14 protein-coding genes and 1 tRNA gene are annotated in these 17,952 nt (G+C 47.7%); 13 read left to right on the forward strand and 2 right to left on the reverse strand.

Going from position 1 to position 17,952, the window contains the following annotated elements:
- Window positions 1-127 precede the first annotated feature (127 nt).
- The 5 genes from IY568_RS23760 (at window position 128) to IY568_RS23780 (ending at window position 3,172) form a co-directional block, all read left to right on the forward strand.
- Window positions 128-204 (forward strand) — tRNA-Asp (locus IY568_RS23760).
- A gap of 593 nt (window positions 205-797) precedes the next feature.
- Window positions 798-1,199: a hypothetical protein gene (locus tag IY568_RS23765; RefSeq protein ID WP_125563492.1), complete on the forward strand. Its 402-nt coding sequence runs from the start codon at window positions 798-800 to the stop codon at window positions 1,197-1,199.
- A gap of 106 nt (window positions 1,200-1,305) precedes the next feature.
- A complete protein-coding gene (locus IY568_RS23770) occupies window positions 1,306-1,674 on the forward strand; it encodes a hypothetical protein (protein WP_194868891.1) in 369 nt (122 codons plus the stop codon).
- 77 nt (window positions 1,675-1,751) lie between these two features.
- Window positions 1,752-2,156, forward strand: a complete 405-nt coding sequence (locus tag IY568_RS23775) for a hypothetical protein (protein WP_194868892.1) — start codon at window positions 1,752-1,754, stop codon at window positions 2,154-2,156.
- A gap of 248 nt (window positions 2,157-2,404) precedes the next feature.
- Window positions 2,405-3,172 carry a substrate-binding periplasmic protein gene (locus IY568_RS23780; protein WP_194868893.1) on the forward strand — a complete coding sequence of 256 codons (768 nt, stop codon included), beginning with the start codon at window positions 2,405-2,407 and terminating at the stop codon, window positions 3,170-3,172.
- Window positions 3,173-3,182: 10 nt separating this feature from the next.
- Here the strand turns inward: IY568_RS23780 and IY568_RS23785 are convergent, their stop codons facing one another.
- Window positions 3,183-5,210 carry a winged helix-turn-helix domain-containing protein gene (locus tag IY568_RS23785; RefSeq protein WP_194868894.1) on the reverse strand — a complete coding sequence of 676 codons (2,028 nt, stop codon included), beginning with the start codon at window positions 5,208-5,210 and terminating at the stop codon, window positions 3,183-3,185.
- Between the two features lie 275 nt (window positions 5,211-5,485).
- Between IY568_RS23785 and IY568_RS23790 the strand changes: the two genes are divergently transcribed.
- The 4 genes from IY568_RS23790 (at window position 5,486) to IY568_RS23805 (ending at window position 10,487) form a co-directional block, all read left to right on the forward strand.
- A complete protein-coding gene (locus IY568_RS23790) occupies window positions 5,486-7,753 on the forward strand; it encodes a DUF5916 domain-containing protein (RefSeq protein WP_194868895.1) in 2,268 nt (755 codons plus the stop codon).
- Between the two features lie 95 nt (window positions 7,754-7,848).
- Complete coding sequence (locus IY568_RS23795; RefSeq protein ID WP_082225463.1) at window positions 7,849-8,754, forward strand: SMP-30/gluconolactonase/LRE family protein; 906 nt, start codon at window positions 7,849-7,851, stop codon at window positions 8,752-8,754.
- Between the two features lie 67 nt (window positions 8,755-8,821).
- Window positions 8,822-9,403, forward strand: coding sequence for an ABC transporter ATP-binding protein (locus tag IY568_RS23800; RefSeq protein WP_125563478.1), 582 nt, complete (start codon window positions 8,822-8,824; stop codon window positions 9,401-9,403).
- Between the two features lie 7 nt (window positions 9,404-9,410).
- Window positions 9,411-10,487, forward strand: a complete 1,077-nt coding sequence (locus tag IY568_RS23805) for a DUF6136 family protein (RefSeq protein ID WP_194868896.1) — start codon at window positions 9,411-9,413, stop codon at window positions 10,485-10,487.
- A 61-nt stretch (window positions 10,488-10,548) separates the two neighbouring features.
- On the opposite strand, the gene fadE is transcribed toward IY568_RS23805, so the two are convergent.
- Window positions 10,549-12,999 (reverse strand): acyl-CoA dehydrogenase FadE, encoded by a 2,451-nt coding sequence (gene fadE / locus IY568_RS23810; RefSeq protein ID WP_194868897.1) that lies wholly within the window; start codon window positions 12,997-12,999, stop codon window positions 10,549-10,551.
- A gap of 209 nt (window positions 13,000-13,208) precedes the next feature.
- Here fadE and IY568_RS23815 point away from each other — a divergent pair, with 209 nt between their 5' ends.
- The 4 genes from IY568_RS23815 to IY568_RS23830 form a co-directional block, all read left to right on the forward strand.
- A complete protein-coding gene (locus IY568_RS23815; protein WP_125563472.1) occupies window positions 13,209-13,499 on the forward strand; it encodes a DUF6419 family natural product biosynthesis protein in 291 nt (96 codons plus the stop codon).
- Window positions 13,500-13,561: 62 nt separating this feature from the next.
- Complete coding sequence (locus IY568_RS23820) at window positions 13,562-14,695, forward strand: 4-phosphoerythronate dehydrogenase (RefSeq protein ID WP_194868898.1); 1,134 nt, start codon at window positions 13,562-13,564, stop codon at window positions 14,693-14,695.
- A gap of 1 nt (window position 14,696) precedes the next feature.
- A complete protein-coding gene (locus IY568_RS23825; protein WP_049865004.1) occupies window positions 14,697-15,713 on the forward strand; it encodes an aspartate-semialdehyde dehydrogenase in 1,017 nt (338 codons plus the stop codon).
- A 325-nt stretch (window positions 15,714-16,038) separates the two neighbouring features.
- On the forward strand, window positions 16,039-17,952 hold a 1,914-nt coding region (locus IY568_RS23830; RefSeq protein ID WP_323744781.1), incomplete at its 3' end, for a FimV/HubP family polar landmark protein.

The following is a 17,952-nucleotide window of genomic DNA, read 5'->3' on the forward strand; positions in this document are numbered from 1 at the left end:
CTGTGATTACTGCATCTCGTCGCTAAATTGCAGCGTTGGACGCACTACTTCAGCATCAGATTCCAATGCACCAAGCAGTGCTAAGAAGTTCTTATTAACCACTGACATAGTAATATTCTGCTTCTGCGGAGTGGTAGTTCAGTTGGTTAGAATACCGGCCTGTCACGCCGGGGGTCGCGGGTTCGAGTCCCGTCCACTCCGCCACTTTTTATAAAGTTCAGTAAAATTCTGTTTCCTCATCCCAATATCATTCCTTTTTTAAGCTTATAATTTTCATATTCATTGTTTGAACCAAAGCCAGAAACCCTCAATACCGATTTGTCCGGCCAGTAAAAAAATAGTGTGTGATAAGTTCGCCATTTGTCATCGGTGAGGTCGGTTATTTGTGCCGTGTTTAATTACACCAAAGCCTGCGCTTAATCTGTCTTGGTATCCTATTTATAGTCTGTAATTTAGTTTGTGATCACTTACTTATACTGGCGGTAAAGTCATATAATATAAGCGCCTTGTCAGTTTATGCCCTTATGATTTGAGGGATATTTGGTTGTTGCCTGTATTGAGTGCATTGATGAATCCAGCAGTTAAAGTATTAAAAATCAACAGAAAGAACTGGACGCAAAATGTGACTTTGATTCGCTGGCAGCTAAGGCTGAATATATGGGGGCGGTGATAAAGATTGAAGATGTTATTGCCAAACTGGAACTTTGTGAAGAATGCGGTTACAGGTGGCGCTTGATTAAAGTTTTGCCCGCTACTTTTTGCCGTTGATTGAGGCGTGATGCATTAAGGGGATAGTTGTGAAAAAGTGGAAAATACTATTTGGCTTTTCAGCCTTCATCACTGCACTTGAGTTTATTGGCTTACCATTTAAAGAGCATATAGAACTTAACACCTTTATATCGCTCATATTGTCTTGTTCAATACTGATACCTATGTATGGTTATGCTTACGGGGTTGCAATTGGAAGCAAAGCGATAGCTATCCTAATCTTCGTACTTACTATTTTAGTTCCGGGTAGTTTGGTTGTTTTGTGGGGAGTTGCATTTACAATTAATCACTTTAGCTTAATTCAGCTGGTATTTTCTCTGGGGACATTCGGCTTACTTTTGTTTATATCTTATCCCGTTTTTATGTACGCATTTAGGTCTGATAAACTGTGGGCAAAAGAACGACAGCAAATGACTGATAAGAAGTTGTAATGCGTGGCGTCTTTACCGTGCGTTGTTTTTGGCAACTGAGGTGAGCGTGACAGCTTTGGTAGTGATTTTCTTTCCCCTTAACATAACTACAGGTCACTAAGCGACAGTGAAAACGATTAAATTCGCCGCTATTTTCTTGTGCTTTTTTCCTTTTTCATCAATAGCTTGTTTTGATGGAAGTGCCTATGAGCGAAGTTTTGCGCATGCCGAACCTTACGCAACTACTGCACTTATTCTGGTTACTGTCGCCAGCTTTGTTCGATTATGCAGAACTAGGAACAAGGCTTATATTTCAGTAGTCACTATTGCACTGATAGTTGCTTCACTCGTTTACACCAGAACTGCATATAACGGGGATTGTGGTGATTCTTATGTTTCAACCGCAGATCATTGTTTAATATTTGCGGCAATCGTTTTATTCTATGAACTTGTTCGTGCTTGTGTGGTTTTCTCAACAAGCCACCGGGCAAAGTAATTAAGAGAGGCGATTGAATCCAGGCTCAGTTCCACTTGGTGTCTCAATTTAGCCTGGTGTTATGTCCTTGGAATCACATGAACTTTTATGAGCAATCATCAGGCATAGGTATAGAGGTCTGTGTCGGTTTAACACTTCTTTTCATTGCGCTCGTTTTTGCAGCTTTGATTGGTGTGGTTTTCGCGAATTCTGCGTTTGGTTCTATTGCTGTTTTAGGCTCACTTGCGTTGGCCTTGTGCTCTTGGTGGTTTGGCAAACTAGGTTATCGATTGGTTTTTAATAAACCTCGTAAAGGGGGAGGTTTATTAAGCAATCATGGCCTTAAAATGTGTTGTGTTTTTTTCGGAATATGCTCAATTTTGCTGGTTTTCGTTTCCATACTGCAAAGAGAAGTCAGCTCGTTGTTTAGCGCCATTAGCATGCTGATTGCTTGTTTATATGGTCGGCAATTCGCTAAGAAGCGCCAAGATAAGGACTTATAACAACAGTCTATGCCATTAATAGTTCATTGTTTTATGTTGGTGTATATCACATAAAGCTGTTTCCTGAGCTTAAGTTAAAAAGCGCACTCACATTTTTTGTGCTTGCACCTCACACATTTTAGACAATCACTCTAGGTCGGTATTAAAAGCCCTTGTGCTTTGTTGTTTCAGTCTGACAAGCCACATAGCGCGATCAGTCAGGTACATCTATAGTATCAGCAAGGCTTAGTTTATTGTCGTGAAGCAACATGCACTGGACCCTGGTTTTATTGATGCTGGTTGGTTGTAGTTTTGCACGGGCAAGTGAACCCATTCGCATTGCAACTGGGGAGTATCCACCGTTTACCGGCAGCAAGCTTGTTGACGATGGCTTTGTCAATCACCTCATACGTCAGGTACTTGCAGAGGCGGGGCTGAGCGCCGAGTTTGTTTATTTGCCCTGGAAGCGCAGTTTTCAGGCTGCGCAGCAAGGTAAGTATGACATGGCGTCTTACTGGGTTTGCGAGCGCGAATATCAACAACACTTTTATTGTAGCGATGAGCTCTATCGTGGCCAGCTGTTACTCTATTTCAGGGCTGAGACGCCGTTGCCGCAATGGCACAGCATTGACGATCTGAAGCCCTATCGGATAGGCGCGATTTTAGGGTACGAATATGTACCAGAGTTTCATCAGGCGATGCAAAAGGGGGAGCTGGATGTGATTATGGTCAGTAATGATCGGCTTAATCTGAACATGCTGCTTAATGATCGCGTCGATTTGATATTGCTCAGTGACACAGCGATGCAAAGTTTACTGGCAGAACACTTTCCATCTATGCCGAAAGATCAGATACAGGCGCACCCTAGGCCTTTTTTAAACTACCGGGCACACGTACTGTTTCCTAAATCTATTGCGAGTAGCAGTGCGCTGCGCGAGCGTTTTAATGCCAGCCTGAAAAAGCTCAAAGCGTCAGGCGAGGTTGAACGTCAGTGGCAACGGCTTATCAAGGGTGAGTTCATTCCTCTGCAGGATTGAGCTGTGGGTGCTAATTTGGGTCGGGTTTTTGGCTCAGACGTTTGATGTCTCCTTCGACAGATTCCATTTTGGCAATCAGTAAAGTGCCATCCGCTGCGATGTCGTAGTGCCATAACAGGTTTTGCGTTTTCAGGAGTTCTGGCTGGGTTTTGCCATCAAGCGCCAGGCGCCAGATATGGTCGGTCTTAGACCAGGCACTTTGCCAGTACAGGAAGCCATCTCTTAGCCTGGGGTTTGTCACCTGATGATAAGCCTGGGGCTTAAGCGTAGTGAGCGGTATTTCATCTTCAAACGTGCCCGCCAGATCTGCTGTGCGATAAATCATCGAGTCTTTAAAAATCAGCCAGTTTTGGGTTTGATAGTCGTACAGTATCAGGTCAGATGCGATAGCAACACGGTGTTTGAATTGCCCGCTTTTGGTGTAAATAACGACCTCATGACCATCTGTGGCCCACAGGGTATCGGTATCTAACCAGCCAAAGTGTCTGAGAGGTAGTGACAGCTGAGGCGTAAAGGTTTTCTGCACACCGGTGCGGTCGAGCAGTAATAATCGTGTTTCGCGATTGGCAAGGATGTAAGCGTTGTCAGGGCTCCAGGTGACAAAGTTCACGTAGTCACTGCCTTTGTGATGCGTGAGCTGAATAACCCGATCATGACTGTGCAGATAAATCTCGCAGGCACCGGTACGGCGTGACATAAAGGCGGTTTCGCCGAGGCTATTGGTAACCGGCAGATAGTCATGGCTTGAGCTCGAGAAAATTGGCAGATTGTCTTTGTCACGAATATTCACCTGCCAGCTTTCTGCGGCACTAAAGATGTTGCCCTCGTCATCAACACTCAGACTACTGAAGATCCCCTGCGGCGTGGCAATAACCGGGTATTCATGTCCATCGCGGGTGGTGGCAATCAGATTATGGTGCTTGCTGTTGTCATTGGTGATCATGCTGTGATGCTTAGGATCGTAGGCAATCAACCAGACAGGGTAAGACCAGCGCATCTGAACTTTACCATCGAGGGTAACCAGGCGGCTGTGTTGACTGGCATCTTTGATCAGGTAGTAGGTCTGGTTGTCCCAGCCTCGTAGTGTTGTGATGAGCTTTTCATCGTCGTTCAGCTTGAGTGGAATAGAAATATATTTATTACTATCAATATTATACTGATAAGGAAGTGTCCCTGCTTGGGTGCGTACCGTGGCAATAAGCAGGGTGTCTGATTGCCAGCTTGGTGCCTGAATATGATAACAGGGGATGGCCTGCGACTGATTTAGTTGTTGCCCATGCGCATTGACAATCAATAGGGTACAGCCATCTCCCTGATATTGCCAAAATGCCAGCCAGCCTTTAGTGGGGTGCCAGGCTGGTTTGGCGACCCGGTCGTCAAAATGCAGGCGCTGAGTGACATTGCCTTGTTTATCTGAGATGACCAGGGTTTTAAAATCGTCAACATAGGCCAATAGCGGCAGCGTGGTGTGGGCTGCAACATCAAATTCCAGTCCCAGTTCATAGGTTATATCTTCGACTTCATACTGAGGAAGCGTGATTGGCTCAGGTACTGTGGAAAAGTAGGCTATGGCACTGAAGCACGCGGTGACGACTGGTATTGCCGCCATCAATGCGCGCTTTTTGAATCTGATATGAGGATTGCTCCCGGCGGCGCGCTGGATCTCAGTATCAGTATGCACGTTCAGTTGAGAGGTCGGCTGATGTCGTTCTACCGGCGCAATAAACACGTACCCACGTTTGGGCACCGTTTTGATAAAGCGGGGTTGCCTGGCGCTGTCATTCAGCACCCGGCGTAATTTAGTCAGCAACTGATACAGGCTGTTAGATTCGACAATGGTGTCTGGCCACAATGCCTCATTCAGCGTTGAGCGTGACAGCACCTGATCCGGCGTGGAGACAAACAGCTCGAGTAGCCTGGCAACCTGAGGTTCTAATTTTACCGCCACCTGGCTGTCAGGCGCGCGCAATTCATCCTGGCTGGCATCAAACTGCCAGGACAGGAAGTGATAATGTTGAGCGCGTGTGGATGTTTCCATATTGGATCCTTTGTTGATGATTCCATGCCTGTAGTCTTTATCTGTGCTGTAATCGGGTTCTGGGCTCTGGCTTTTTTTCATTGCATTCATTGTTATTTTTAAAACTCAGCAGCTGTTAGCTTAAGCCGGTCACGTATTATTAGCAGAAACTAACCTAGTTCAGAACAAAGTCAATAATCATCAGAGCTTGATCACGCTTCTTCAGGAAACTTTCAGCTTTTCTGTTGCGCTTTTCTGTTGCAATGAGTGCAGTCACTCATATCGGGAGCAGTCATATGAAGCAGTATTATCTCGCCTTATGCATCAGTGGGGCATTGAGCAGTCAGGCGCTATGGGCAAATCAAACACACAACACGCACATCAAGCTTGATGGTCGTCTGGACGAAGCATTGTGGCAAACCGCCCGACAATTTAATCGGTTTTACCAGGTGGTTCCGGCAACCTTAACTGAGCACACTGATAAGGTGCATGCCCGTGTATTGAGCGACCAATCAGGTGTTTACATAGGCATTATTAATTATCAGGATGAGGCAAGTCGGCAGAAGCAGTTTAATATTCAGGATGCCTTTATGCAGGCTGAGTTTAACCGGATTGTTGTGGATTTTGCCAGTGATGGCAGTGGCGCGTATGAGTTTGCCGTTACACTGGGCGGGGGTACCCAGGACGCGGTGCTTACGCCACAGCTGACTAAGGACAGTGACTGGGATGGAGACTGGCAGTCAGCAACATTTGAAGCGGAAGATCACTGGTCCACAGAGGTGTTCATCCCCTGGCATACAGTGTCATTTTATAATCCGGCACATAATGCGGACAGTGAGCAAGGAGAAATCGGCGTATCTATTCAGCTTTATGACCTCAGTAAAAATTATATCTATGCAAATCAAAAACAAACGACCAGTAATAGTGACTTTTTCCTTGCTATGCCTAAGCTGGCATCGGCGATCCCCAGCCATAGTCAGTTAAGTTTTGTGCCCTATTTTAGTCATCAGCAACATTTTGCCGACCAGGCCACGGACAACAGCGACAGTGACGTGGGTTTCGATTTGTTTTACAAGCCCAATCATCATCAGAAATTGTCGGTGGCGGTGAATCCGGATTTTGGCCAGGTGGACAGTGATGAAGTGGATATCAACTACAGTGCAGTTGAAACACTCCGCAGTGACAAGCGGCCTTTCTTCACCCAGGACATTGCCGTATTCAATGTGCAGGCATTGCAGGATACTAAGCTTATCCACACCCGTCGAATTGGTGCGGGCAGCGATGATGGCAGTGAGTTTATTACACCCATAGATCTGGCTACCCGGTTTGTGCATCAGGGCGAGACGTTGCAAGTGGGGGCGTTTGCAGTAAAAGAAAAGGACTTAGACAGTGATGCCGGTAAGCGTTTTTATGCCGCCCGGGCTAAATATCGCCAGAAGCACTGGCAGTCAGGATTACTGGCCACTTATACCGATCGACCCTGGCTGGATCGCAACGCATTGACCATGGCCTGGGACAGCCAATATCAAAGTGCAACCTGGTCGTTTCAGGGGGCGTTACTGGCAAGCCAGGTTGAACAAATGAGCGAACAAACGGGCAATGGGGCCTCGATGCAGCTGGGATATCAGTTCTCGCCAAATACGAGTCTGGAAGGGCGTTACCTTAAGCTAAATAAAGGATTTAATAACAGTGATTTAGGTTATTCTCAGCGGAACAATTGGCAGTATAGTGAGGCGAAGTTGAGTCATGCAATCAATACTCAGAGTCATTGGTTAGCTCGTATTAAGCACTCACTTACTGTTCGTTATGAAGCCGATAGTGAGGGTTTGAAATTACCGGCCCGACAGGCTTATCTCAGTCAATGGTTGCTGGCAAATGGGGGTCAGGTTGACTTTCATATTGACCGGATCAACGGTGGCTGGCAGGACAACATAGGTCGCCAGAGCCAGGCATTCGAAGTGCCGGCTAATTGGGAAACCCGAGCCATGTATATCAGTCCCTACATAGGTAAATTCTCATGGGCTGCCAGCTTTGAATATGATCAGGAAGGGTTTGAGGGGAGTGCGCAACAGTATGCCGTTGATTTGACCTGGTTGCCACATCCAAACTGGACGCTTAAGTTTAATAACTTTTATCGCACCGGAGATGGCTGGCTGGTGGCAAGCGACACAGATCAGGTCACACAGTATGAACGGGATTTTTTCGTCAATAAAATTCAGGTCAGTGGCTTGATAACGGATAAGTTGGAGTTCTCCTCAACCCTAGAGTGGGCGGTACTGGAAGCGCGCAGTGATCAGGTTTTTGCGCTACAGGACCACCAGCGACAGTTATTAAATGGGGTAGACACCAGCTTTGAAGATCGCCGTTTGTCGAGTCAGTTTAAACTTCGTTACCGGATGGGCGCGCTGTCAGATTTGTTTCTAGTTTATCGTCGTGGCGCTGCGACAGGTGACAGGTTGCCCCGCAGCCAGATTGGCTCAGAGGCCTGGCTGGAGAGTGCAAAGCAGCTCTGGCAAGCCCCAATGCAGGATTCGGTATTGTTAAAAGTGCGCTATAAGTTCTGAGGGGCATTCTGCCCTTAGTTCTGCGTGAATATTTCTCAATTCACAGCCCGTGGGCGAAACCGCATACTCAGACTTTTATATTTAGGGACAAAGCTATGCCAATAAGACATGTTTTTATCCTGGGTGCGACATTGAGCCTGCTTGCTGCCTGTGTTTCTTCTCAATCGGGACCTGCGTTATATCAGTCACAGGACTGGGTGGCGGATGGGGTATTTACCGAGGGGGTAGAGGGTCCAGCAGTTAATCGTAATGGGGTACTATTTGCTGTTAATTTTGCGCAACAGGGCACTGTCGGCCAGGTGAGCGGACGCGACGAGGCGAACTTATACCTGACCTTACCAGAAGGGAGCACGGGCAATGGGATCCGCTTTGACGCCCGGGACAATATGTATATCGCTGACTACACGGGTCACAATGTCCTGAAAGTGGCTCCCGACAAGTCGGTTTCTGTGCTGGCGCATAATCCGAAAATGCACCAGCCCAATGATTTGGCGATCAGCGATAATGGCGTGCTCTTCGCCAGTGACCCGGATTGGCAAAATGGTCAGGGGCAGCTCTGGCGCATCTCACCCGATGGACAAACTCAGTTGCTGCGCGCCAATATGGGCACCACAAATGGTATCGAAGTCAGTCCGGATAATCGTACTTTGTATGTCAATGAGAGTGTGCAGCGCCGGATCTGGGCTTTTTCGCTCGATGAGCAGGGCATGATAGGTAAGCCTGAGTTGTTTTATGAGTTTGAGGATCATGGCCTGGACGGCATGCGTTGTGATGAAGCCGGTAATCTTTATGTTGCACGCTATGGCGCAGGCGAAGTGGTGATACTCTCAGCGCAGGGCAAGTTGCTGCGCAAGGTTGCACTCAAGGGCCAGTATCCGACCAATATTGCTTTTGGTGGGAAAGATGGTAAGCAGGTCTTTGTGACGATGCAAAAGCGTGGCGCTATCGAAACTTTTATCTCTGAGTATGCTGGGCGCGCTTTTAACCGACATACTTTGTAACGACGGGCGCATATGCGGCGCCGGGGTGTTTTGTTAATATCGGAACAGGCAATGAACAAGGACCTGTATGATAGAAATAAAACACCTTACTAAAGTGTATCTGCACGACCCGGTTTTCTCTGACTATAGTACCGTACTGGCAGAGCAAAAGCTCTGTATCGAAGCGTCAAACGGATTGGGGAAAAGCACCTTATTCAGGATCATTTCAGGTCTGGACGACGCCTTTCATGGCGAAGTACTATTTGACGGCCAACCCCAGCCAGCTGCCCAGAGAGTGGCGGCGCTTGCCAGCGAGTCCATTCCCTTTCCCGAGTTTTTGACAGCCAGGCAGTTACTGCAGTTGACCGTAAAGAGCTGGGCGTGTCCCTGGCCTGAACTGATGATAAACCAACTGGCCTTTGAGCCATTTCTGGATACCCGTTACGGTGCGTTATCATCCGGCAATCAGAAAAAGTGTCAGCTCATAAACGCCATGATGCGTAATACGCCTTATCTGGTGTTGGATGAGCCAAGTGCGGCACTGGATCACGCCAGCCTGGATGTGTTGTTGGGCTGGCTGAAACATCATCCGGCCCAAGTGATCATCAGCTGCCATGAACCTCAGCCCTTTATGGAAATTGGCTTTGTGACACAGCCACTGTTTCGGTGAGGTGCAAATGTTACATTATTATCAGTATCGTTATCGGGCATGTCGCGTTCAGCTGGCTGTGTTGATGAAGCAATTGCAACAGTTCTCGATGATGTTGATAACCTTATTTTTTATTTTTATTCCCCAGCTGATCATTGGGGTGTTTTATGGTTTGGGAAAGCTGGTCTCGTTTGATTCGCATCACCTTGCCATCAAAGTGGCATTTGGCTTTTTGCTGCTACAGAGCTTGCTGTTACAGGCGCTTAAACCTGCAATCACGGATTCAGCACATCGCGCTTATCACCGCACATTGCTGCGCGGGCGGCTACACCAAGTTGCCGCAGACTGGATACTCTTATTGGGGTGTCATGTGCTCTTTGTTGCTGCGCTGATCCTGGCTGTGTGTATTGGCTTTGACAAGCTCTGGCAGGCACCACAGTTGCCTGCATTTATGCTCTTGCAGTGGTGTTTTGCATTAATTTTGCTTTACCGTCCTCAGGCTTTAGTGAGTTCCTTGCTGGTTGCCTTTACTGCCGTGTGGCTGGCGCCAAGTCTGCCAATTTATCTGGCTGTCATAGCACTGTGGCTGGCATTGGACTGGTTCAGGCCTGAAATAAAGCTTGCTTTGCCGCAGCCCTCGCTGAACCCTGCTAGTTTTTGGTATTACGTCATCAAGACGTCTCCCTGGATGATTGTGTGGCGTGCAGGGACATCATTGATCACATTGTGGGCAGGGTTGATCATGGCCAAAGAACGCCCCGATTTGCTGCATTACTATACGTTAGTGATCTTGCTGATTAACCAGTTATGGTGGAGTAGTTTGTATCTGGATACCGATAAACACGTTACGGGGCGCAGGCAGTTCTGGCGCAGCCTTGATCTGTACCCTCAACTTTTACGCAGTCAGTCGTTATTGATTTACGGCTTGTGCTTTGCAAGCTGGCTCGGTGCTGTTGTGTTACTCAATGGTGAGCTGTTTAATTTGGCGGTGTTAGTGAGCACGCCATTGTTGGTGTGGACAGTTACTTATCATCCTCGGCGATTAGCGGTTGTGTGGGGCTGCATTAGCGTGGCACTGATGATGTTCAAAGTGCTATTTATTTAGCGCAGATAAAATACCAGGTACAAAAAAGGCCAGCATAGCTGGCCTTCAGGTTAGAGACAAGTTATGCGGCGTCCGCATCTTTTGCAACCACTCTGGCTTTGCCAGCCAGCAGGTCAGCGGGGTCAAAGTCATCAACATTAATAACAGCGAGTCGCTTCGCTTCAACGGCGGCCAGTTTATCGGCTTCGTCGTTGTTAAGCGCACCACATTCACGACCCATTTCAGCCACTTTATCCAGGCGCATAAATGGCAGCTTTTCGCCTTTGGCACGACATACTTTGTCGAATAGCGGTTCCACTTCCAGAATGTCTTTCAGTGTTTGCTCTTGTTTACCAATCAGGTTAAGCGGCTCATCACGCAGATAGATATGCGAGGCAAGACGGTCACGGGCCGCACTTGGTGTTTGCAGTAGCTGCGCCAGTTTATGCTCCATCTGATCTGTTGGTTTGCGAACCGGGCGACCGAATGGGAATAAGATGAGTTTAAGCAGACCTCGTAACGCCATTGACGGCATGTTGTTGATCAGATCTGCCAGTGCACGCTGACACAGGTACAAATGTTCCTGACAGGCCCACTGAACATACGGTAAATCTTCTTTGCGACGGCCTTCGTCGTTATAACGTTTCAGCGTCGCAGAAACCAGGTACAGGTAACTCAGTAAGTCGCCAAGGCGTGCAGAAATGCGTTCTTTACGTTTTAAAGACCCACCAAACACTGCCATGCAGATGTCGGACATGAGTGCCAGTGACGCACTGAAGCGGGCAGCAGCACGGTAGTAATCTGCTGTTTCATCGTTAAATGGTACTTTGCTGAAGCGACCTCCAGTCAGTGCCAGCCATTTAGTGCGCACCAGGTTAGAAATGGTGAAGCCTACATGGCCCATCAAGGCTTTATCAAAGCTGTTTAAGGCTTCTTCTTTATCTTTGATGGTACAGGCATTAAGCTCAGCCAAAACAAAAGGATGGCAGCGGATAGCACCCTGACCGTAGATGATCATGTTACGGGTCAGAATGTTTGCACCTTCTACTGTGATAGCAATGGGGGCACCCTGATAACCACGGCCCAGGTAGTTGTTTGGACCCAGGCAGATCCCTTTACCACCATGGACATCCATTGCATGCATGGTCGAGGTACGCATTTGTTCAGTCAGGTGATATTTCAAAATGGCAGAAATAACAGACGGCTTTTCACCTAAATCGACAGCGCCGGTTGACATGCTCACGGCCGCATCGCTGCTATAGGCATAGCCACCAAGCTTAGCCAATGCTTCCTCAACCCCTTCCATTTTACCAATCGGCAATTTGAACTGACGGCGAATACGGCTGTACGCACCACTGGCCAGTGCCAGAGACTTAATGCCGCCTGTTGAATTAGATGGCAGGGTGATCACGCGACCCACTGACAAACACTCAACCAGCATACGCCAGCCCTGGCCGGCCATTTTCGGGCCACCAATGATAAAATCAAGAGGGACAAAGACGTCTTCGCCTTGCGTTGGACCATTTTGGAATGGCACGTTCAATGGGAAGTGACGACGACCAATTTCAACACCCGGTGTATTAGTTGGGATCAACGCACAGGTAATACCAATTTCTTTCTTGTCACCCAGCAAACCATCCGGGTCGCGCATTTTGAACGCCAGGCCAAGCACGGTAGCCACTGGTGCAAGTGTGATGTAGCGCTTGTTCCAGGTCAGGCGAATACCTAAGGTTTCTTTACCTTCCCATTCGCCTTTACACACGATACCAAAATCCGGAATTGATGACGCATCAGAGCCTGCTTCCGGAGAGGTCAGTGCAAAACAAGGGATCTCATCACCTTTTGCCAGACGAGGCAGGTAATGTTCTTTCTGTTCTTGTGTACCATAGTGTTGTAGTAATTCTCCCGGACCTAATGAATTAGGCACGCCAACGATAGAAGACAGCAAAGTCGACTTACTGGTCAGTTTTTGCAATACGCAAGACTGTGCGTACGCTGAAAACTCCAGACCACCGTATTGCTTTTTGATGATCATGGCAAAGAACTTGTTGTCTTTCAGATATTGCCATACTTCTTGCGGTAAATCGGTTAGCTCGTGTGTTGCTTCCCAGTCATTTAGCATCGCACAGACTTCTTCAACCGGGCCGTCCATAAAGGCCTGCTCTTCTGCAGTAAGACGCGGAGCCTGATATTGGTGCAACTTATTCCAGTTAGGGTTACCACAGAATAGATCCGCTTCCCACCAGGTTGTACCAGCATCAATCGCCGATTTTTCTGTTTCTGACATACTTGGCGTCACTTTTTTGAACGCCTTGAACAAAGGCGCAACAATATACTGTTGACGCACGTTGGTCATCGAAAGAGGAACAGCAATGGCTAAGAATATTAACCAGGCAAACGCGCCAAAGGCCCCGGCAAAGGTGCCGATCAGCAACGTCGCCGCAGCAACACCCATACAGGTGTTCCAGCTCGCACGGTGGTAGCAGGCAGCGCTCACCAATGCGATTAAAGCGAGTGTAAATAATAGTGTCATGTTGTTATTCCTTGTAAGAGGTCTGACCACATTGGCTAGGCTAGCTTGTTGGACCAGTGATTTCAAGCCTAAATAGCATCTTATCTTTATTTTAGTTGCTATTTATTTGCCACGCGAGTTAGCCACCTTGGTGTTGTTTTTATGTAATGAGTTTGTAATTTTAAGGTTTTCTTCTATAGTTGAAGAGATGATTCTAGGAGGGAATAGTCATGCAATATGGAACATTGTGCGTCGCGTCTGCGACCTTTTTTTCGATGCTGCTTTCAGCACATCTTTACCAACCCGCTGTATTTCTTAATCTTGCCAGCTGCGTTTTGTGCGCTATGTATGGTTACCAGGGGGCCAGTATCATTGCCATGTTTTTAGCCTGGTGCAATGTACAGGCATTTTTAGTCAGCCCATGGATTAACCTGACCGAGCAACCCAGTATTAAAGTGTTGGTGATATTTTTACTTTGCGTGATGTTTGCGGCTATCAGTATTGGTGTCAGCAAACGTTAGCCTGTTGTCCGGGCGATGGCTGCGGTACAATAAGAGGTCCGTGTATCGTTTGGGAAGTATAAATGAAGATCCTTGCAGATCAGAATATGCCCCTGGTTGAAGAGTTTTTCTCTGATCTTGGGGTAGTAAAACGCTTTGATGGCCGCAGTCTGACTCCACACCAGCTGGCAGATGCTGATGTGTTGCTGACACGCTCTGTGACTCAGGTTAACAGCGCGCTGTTGGCAGAGGCTACACAACTCAAGTTTGTTGGCACTGCGACTATAGGTGTTGATCATATCGACAGGCCTTTGTTGGCGGAGCGTGATATTGGTTTCGCCAGTGCCCCTGGCTGCAATGCGGTTGCCGTTGCCGAGTATGTGATCAGTGCATTGTATGCCTACGCACAACACAAAGCGATTAATTTGCAAGGCAAAAAGCTGGGTATTGTCGGGGTGGGCAATATAGGTCAATGCTTACGTGAAAAGCTGGCTGCCAGCGGCATAGAGTTGTTGCTGTGTGATCCGCTGCGTTATGAGGCCGGTAGCTTAGACCAGCATATGCCACTTGATGACTTGTTGGCGCAGGCAGACATCGTTACTTTCCACGTGCCTTTGGTTAAAACAGGTGGGCATCAGACTCGCCATCTGCTCAATGCGCAGCGTATTGCAGCCCTGAAACCGGGCATGTTAGTCATCAATGCAAGCCGTGGCGATGTGATTGATAATCAGGCGTTGTTAAATGCGCTTGAAGCAGGGCTGGCCATTGATCTGGTTTTGGATGTCTGGGAAAACGAGCCAGACATTTTGATGCCGCTGCTAGAACATACTTTGTTTGCCTCGGTACATATTGCGGGTCATACCTTAGAAGGCAAGGCACGCGGTACACAAATGTTATATCAGGCGCTGTGTAATCAGTTAGGAGTAGAGGCGAGTAAATCACTTGAGTCGTTTTTACCTATTCCGGCACTGACGTCTTGCTATGCAGAGCATACGCTGAGTGAACAGGAGCTCGGCAGACTGGTGCATCTGGTCTATGATATTCGTCGAGACGATGGTCTGATGCGCAGTAATATCGCCAGTCAGGGGTTTGATATGTTACGCAAAAACTATCCTCCTCGCCGCGAGTTCAATACCCTTACGGTACAAAATGCACCCCAATGTGGGCAGCAGTTACAGCAGCTTGGTTTTAAAGTAGTTAATTCGAATGAGGAATAATATGTCGCAGAAATACGATGTGGCGGTGCTCGGGGCAACCGGGCTGGTCGGTAAGCAAATTATTGAAACACTGGCAGAGCGAAAGTTTCCGGTTGGCAACCTGTATCCTTTGGCGAGCAGCCGCAGTGCGGGTGAGGAAATAGAGTTTAACGGCGAAACACTCACAGTGTTGGATGTGGCTGAGTTTGATTTTAGCCAGGCCCATATTGGTTTATTTTCTGCCGGTGGCAGCGTGTCTGAGCAATATGCTCCGATAGCAGCGGAAGCGGGCTGTGTTGTGATTGATAACACCTCACATTTTAGATATGACTATGACGTGCCGCTGGTGGTGCCTGAAGTAAACAGTGCCAGTCTGGCAGATTTTCGCAATCGCAACATCATCGCCAACCCAAACTGCTCGACGATTCAAATGATGGTGGCATTAAAACCGATTTACGATGCTTATGGCATAGACCGTATCAATGTGTCTACTTACCAGGCCGTATCGGGTGCAGGTAAAGAAGCGGTTGAAGAGCTGGCAAAGCAAACGGCTAATCTGATGAACGCCAGACCAGTAGAAAACGAGGTGTTTACCAAGCAGATCGCGTTTAATGTGATCCCGCAAATTGATGCGTTTCAGGATAATGGTTACACCAAAGAAGAAATGAAAATGGTGTGGGAAACTCAAAAGATCCTGGGCGACAGCAGTGTCATGGTCAATCCTACGGCAGTTCGTGTGCCCGTATTTTATGGTCATGCCGAAGCCATTCATCTGGAAACTCGCATGCCTTACGACCTGGAGCATATTAAGCAACTATTAAATGATGCACCGGGTATTGAACTGATTGAGGATGAACAGGATTATCCTACGCCGGTCAGTGATGCCAGTGGTAATGACACTGTTTATGTGGGCCGTCTGAGAGCAGATATTTCTCACCCGCATGGTTTGAATCTATGGGTTGTATCTGATAATACGCGCAAAGGTGCCGCAACGAACAGCGTACAAATTGCTGAAGAGTTGATTGCGCACTACTTATAATCTTTGTCAGGGTCTGTTTATTCTGACAGACCCATTTCGCCTCGGCTGTCCCTGAACGGCAGCAATTTGCCTCTTTTGATTTCTGTCCCGCCAAGTTGACGTATTTCGACTATCCTTGAGGGTATTCAGCGGCTTAAATAATGCATAGCTAACTCATCAAAAAGCATGATAAGAATGTTAATTTTCAATACTTTGGCGATGGATATTCGCTGTTATCTGGTTTATAGTTGGCAATTGGAACAGAGCTTGCACAAGCCCTATTAAGCACAATTCAGTAGTCGCGTTGCCGTCATGGTAGCGCAAGAAGAGTATACAAAGGAACAGCATGCGCGGTTTAGCCTTTATTTGTATCTTAGCAATGGCCCTTATTGCAGCGCCCGTTCACACTCAAGATGGGACCGTTCTTAAAGGTCCAAAGGGAGTGGATCTCGGTCTTCAGGGGCGATCAGTTGGCCCAATCAAGTCAACAGATACCTTATGGCGTATCGCGCATAAAATTCGCCCGAGCGACTCGGTTTCAATCTATCAGGTCATGCAAGCTTTGTATGAGAAAAACCCTCAGGCTTTTCTCGACAATAACCTTAACCACATGCGTGACGGTGCTTACCTTAAAATTCCTACACTGGCTGAGATCCGCCGTGTTAATCCGCAACTGGCAAGACAAAAATCGGATCAGGATGATGAACTATGGGAGCTGAAAAAAAGCGGTAAGCTTGATCAGGCCACCATAGATGCTGCTGACAAACGTGTTACTCAGGCGCGCAAGGTTGATGTAGAGGAGGCGCGAGAGGCGTTAACCAATGAGCTCAAATCGCTCAAGATGGAGCAAGATTCTCGGCTCCATGAACTGCAAACTCAGTTTAAAACCTCTGTGCGTAGCGTTGAGGAAATCCTTGAAGAAAATAACGAGCTTGAGAGAAAGCTGAATAACATTTCTGAAGAGCTTAAAAATGTACAGGACCAGCTCGGCAGAGACAGCGAAATTCAACAGCAGCTGAAAGCTGTGATTGACATGCAAAATGAGATAATTGCTCAGCAGCAAATGCAGGCACAGGCAGAAGCTGAATTCAGCATTGCTAAGTTATTCGCCAACCCGTTGGTTGTTGCTTTACTCGCGACTATTCCTGCTTTACTGATCATCGGTGCGGTTGTCATGCGTTTGCGCAAAGGCAAGGCCAAGCAAGTTGAGGAAGACGATGAGTTCTTACCACAATCACCTGCACCAGCGGCAGCTGCTGCCGCAGCAACAGCAGCGGTTGACCCGCTCGATTTGGATATGCCGCAAGACAGTGCTGAAGATGCCTTAAACGAAGGTGTGCAGCTGGATGACGATATTCTGCCTGATGACGAGATTGTTTTTGACAGTCTCGAAGACGATGGGTTTGAAGAGGGTAACGACACGCTCGAACAGGACGAGCTGGACAGTTTACTCAATGACGACATTGTGTTTGACGATGAGTCTGATGTTAATAATGAAGAAGCCAGTACCGATGACCTCGATGACTTCTTGCAACAGAATTTTGATGAAGCTGATGATAGCTTGGGTGATGAAATTACGCTGGATGTTGACGCAGAAGTCACGCAGGGCGACAACGACATACTCAGTGCTGATGATATTGACGACTTGTTTAATGAAGTCGGTGATGAGGCCGATGACGATACGCTGGATGTCAGCGATGATGCGCTTGCGGCATTAAGTGAGGAGTTAGCCGAAGAAAGCCTTGAAGAGGGTGATAATTCGGATACAGCGGCTGATGAAGACTTTGATCTTGATGACATAGACAGTCTGATCGATGAAGTCGGGGAGTCGCCCCCAAAGTCCCCAGCGGCTGAGGGAGCAGCAACCGATGACGGTATTCTGAGTGCGGACGACATCGATGACTTGCTCGATGGTGCGCTGGATGATGAACCGGATATTGCAGAGGACGACTTCGATGTTGATGATATAGATAGTCTCATAGACGAAGCCGCTGATACTGATATAGAAGACGACTTGCAGGCGGAAGTCCCGGATGACATAGATAGCTTGTTGGAGGAAGTCTCTGATTCAGCTGCGCAAGACGATTTGCAGGCTGAGGTGCCGGATGACATAGATAGCTTGTTAGAAGAAGCTGCCGAGCCGGTTCTCGAAGAAGAAGTGCTGGCAGAAGAGCCGGATGACATAGATAGCTTGTTAGAAGAAGCTGCCGAGCCGGTTCTCGAAGAAGAAGTGCTGGCAGAAGAGCCGGATGACATAGAT

It is taken from the genome of Pseudoalteromonas sp. PPB1 (assembly GCF_015356275.1).
Lineage (GTDB): Bacteria > Pseudomonadota > Gammaproteobacteria > Enterobacterales > Alteromonadaceae > Pseudoalteromonas > Pseudoalteromonas rubra_D.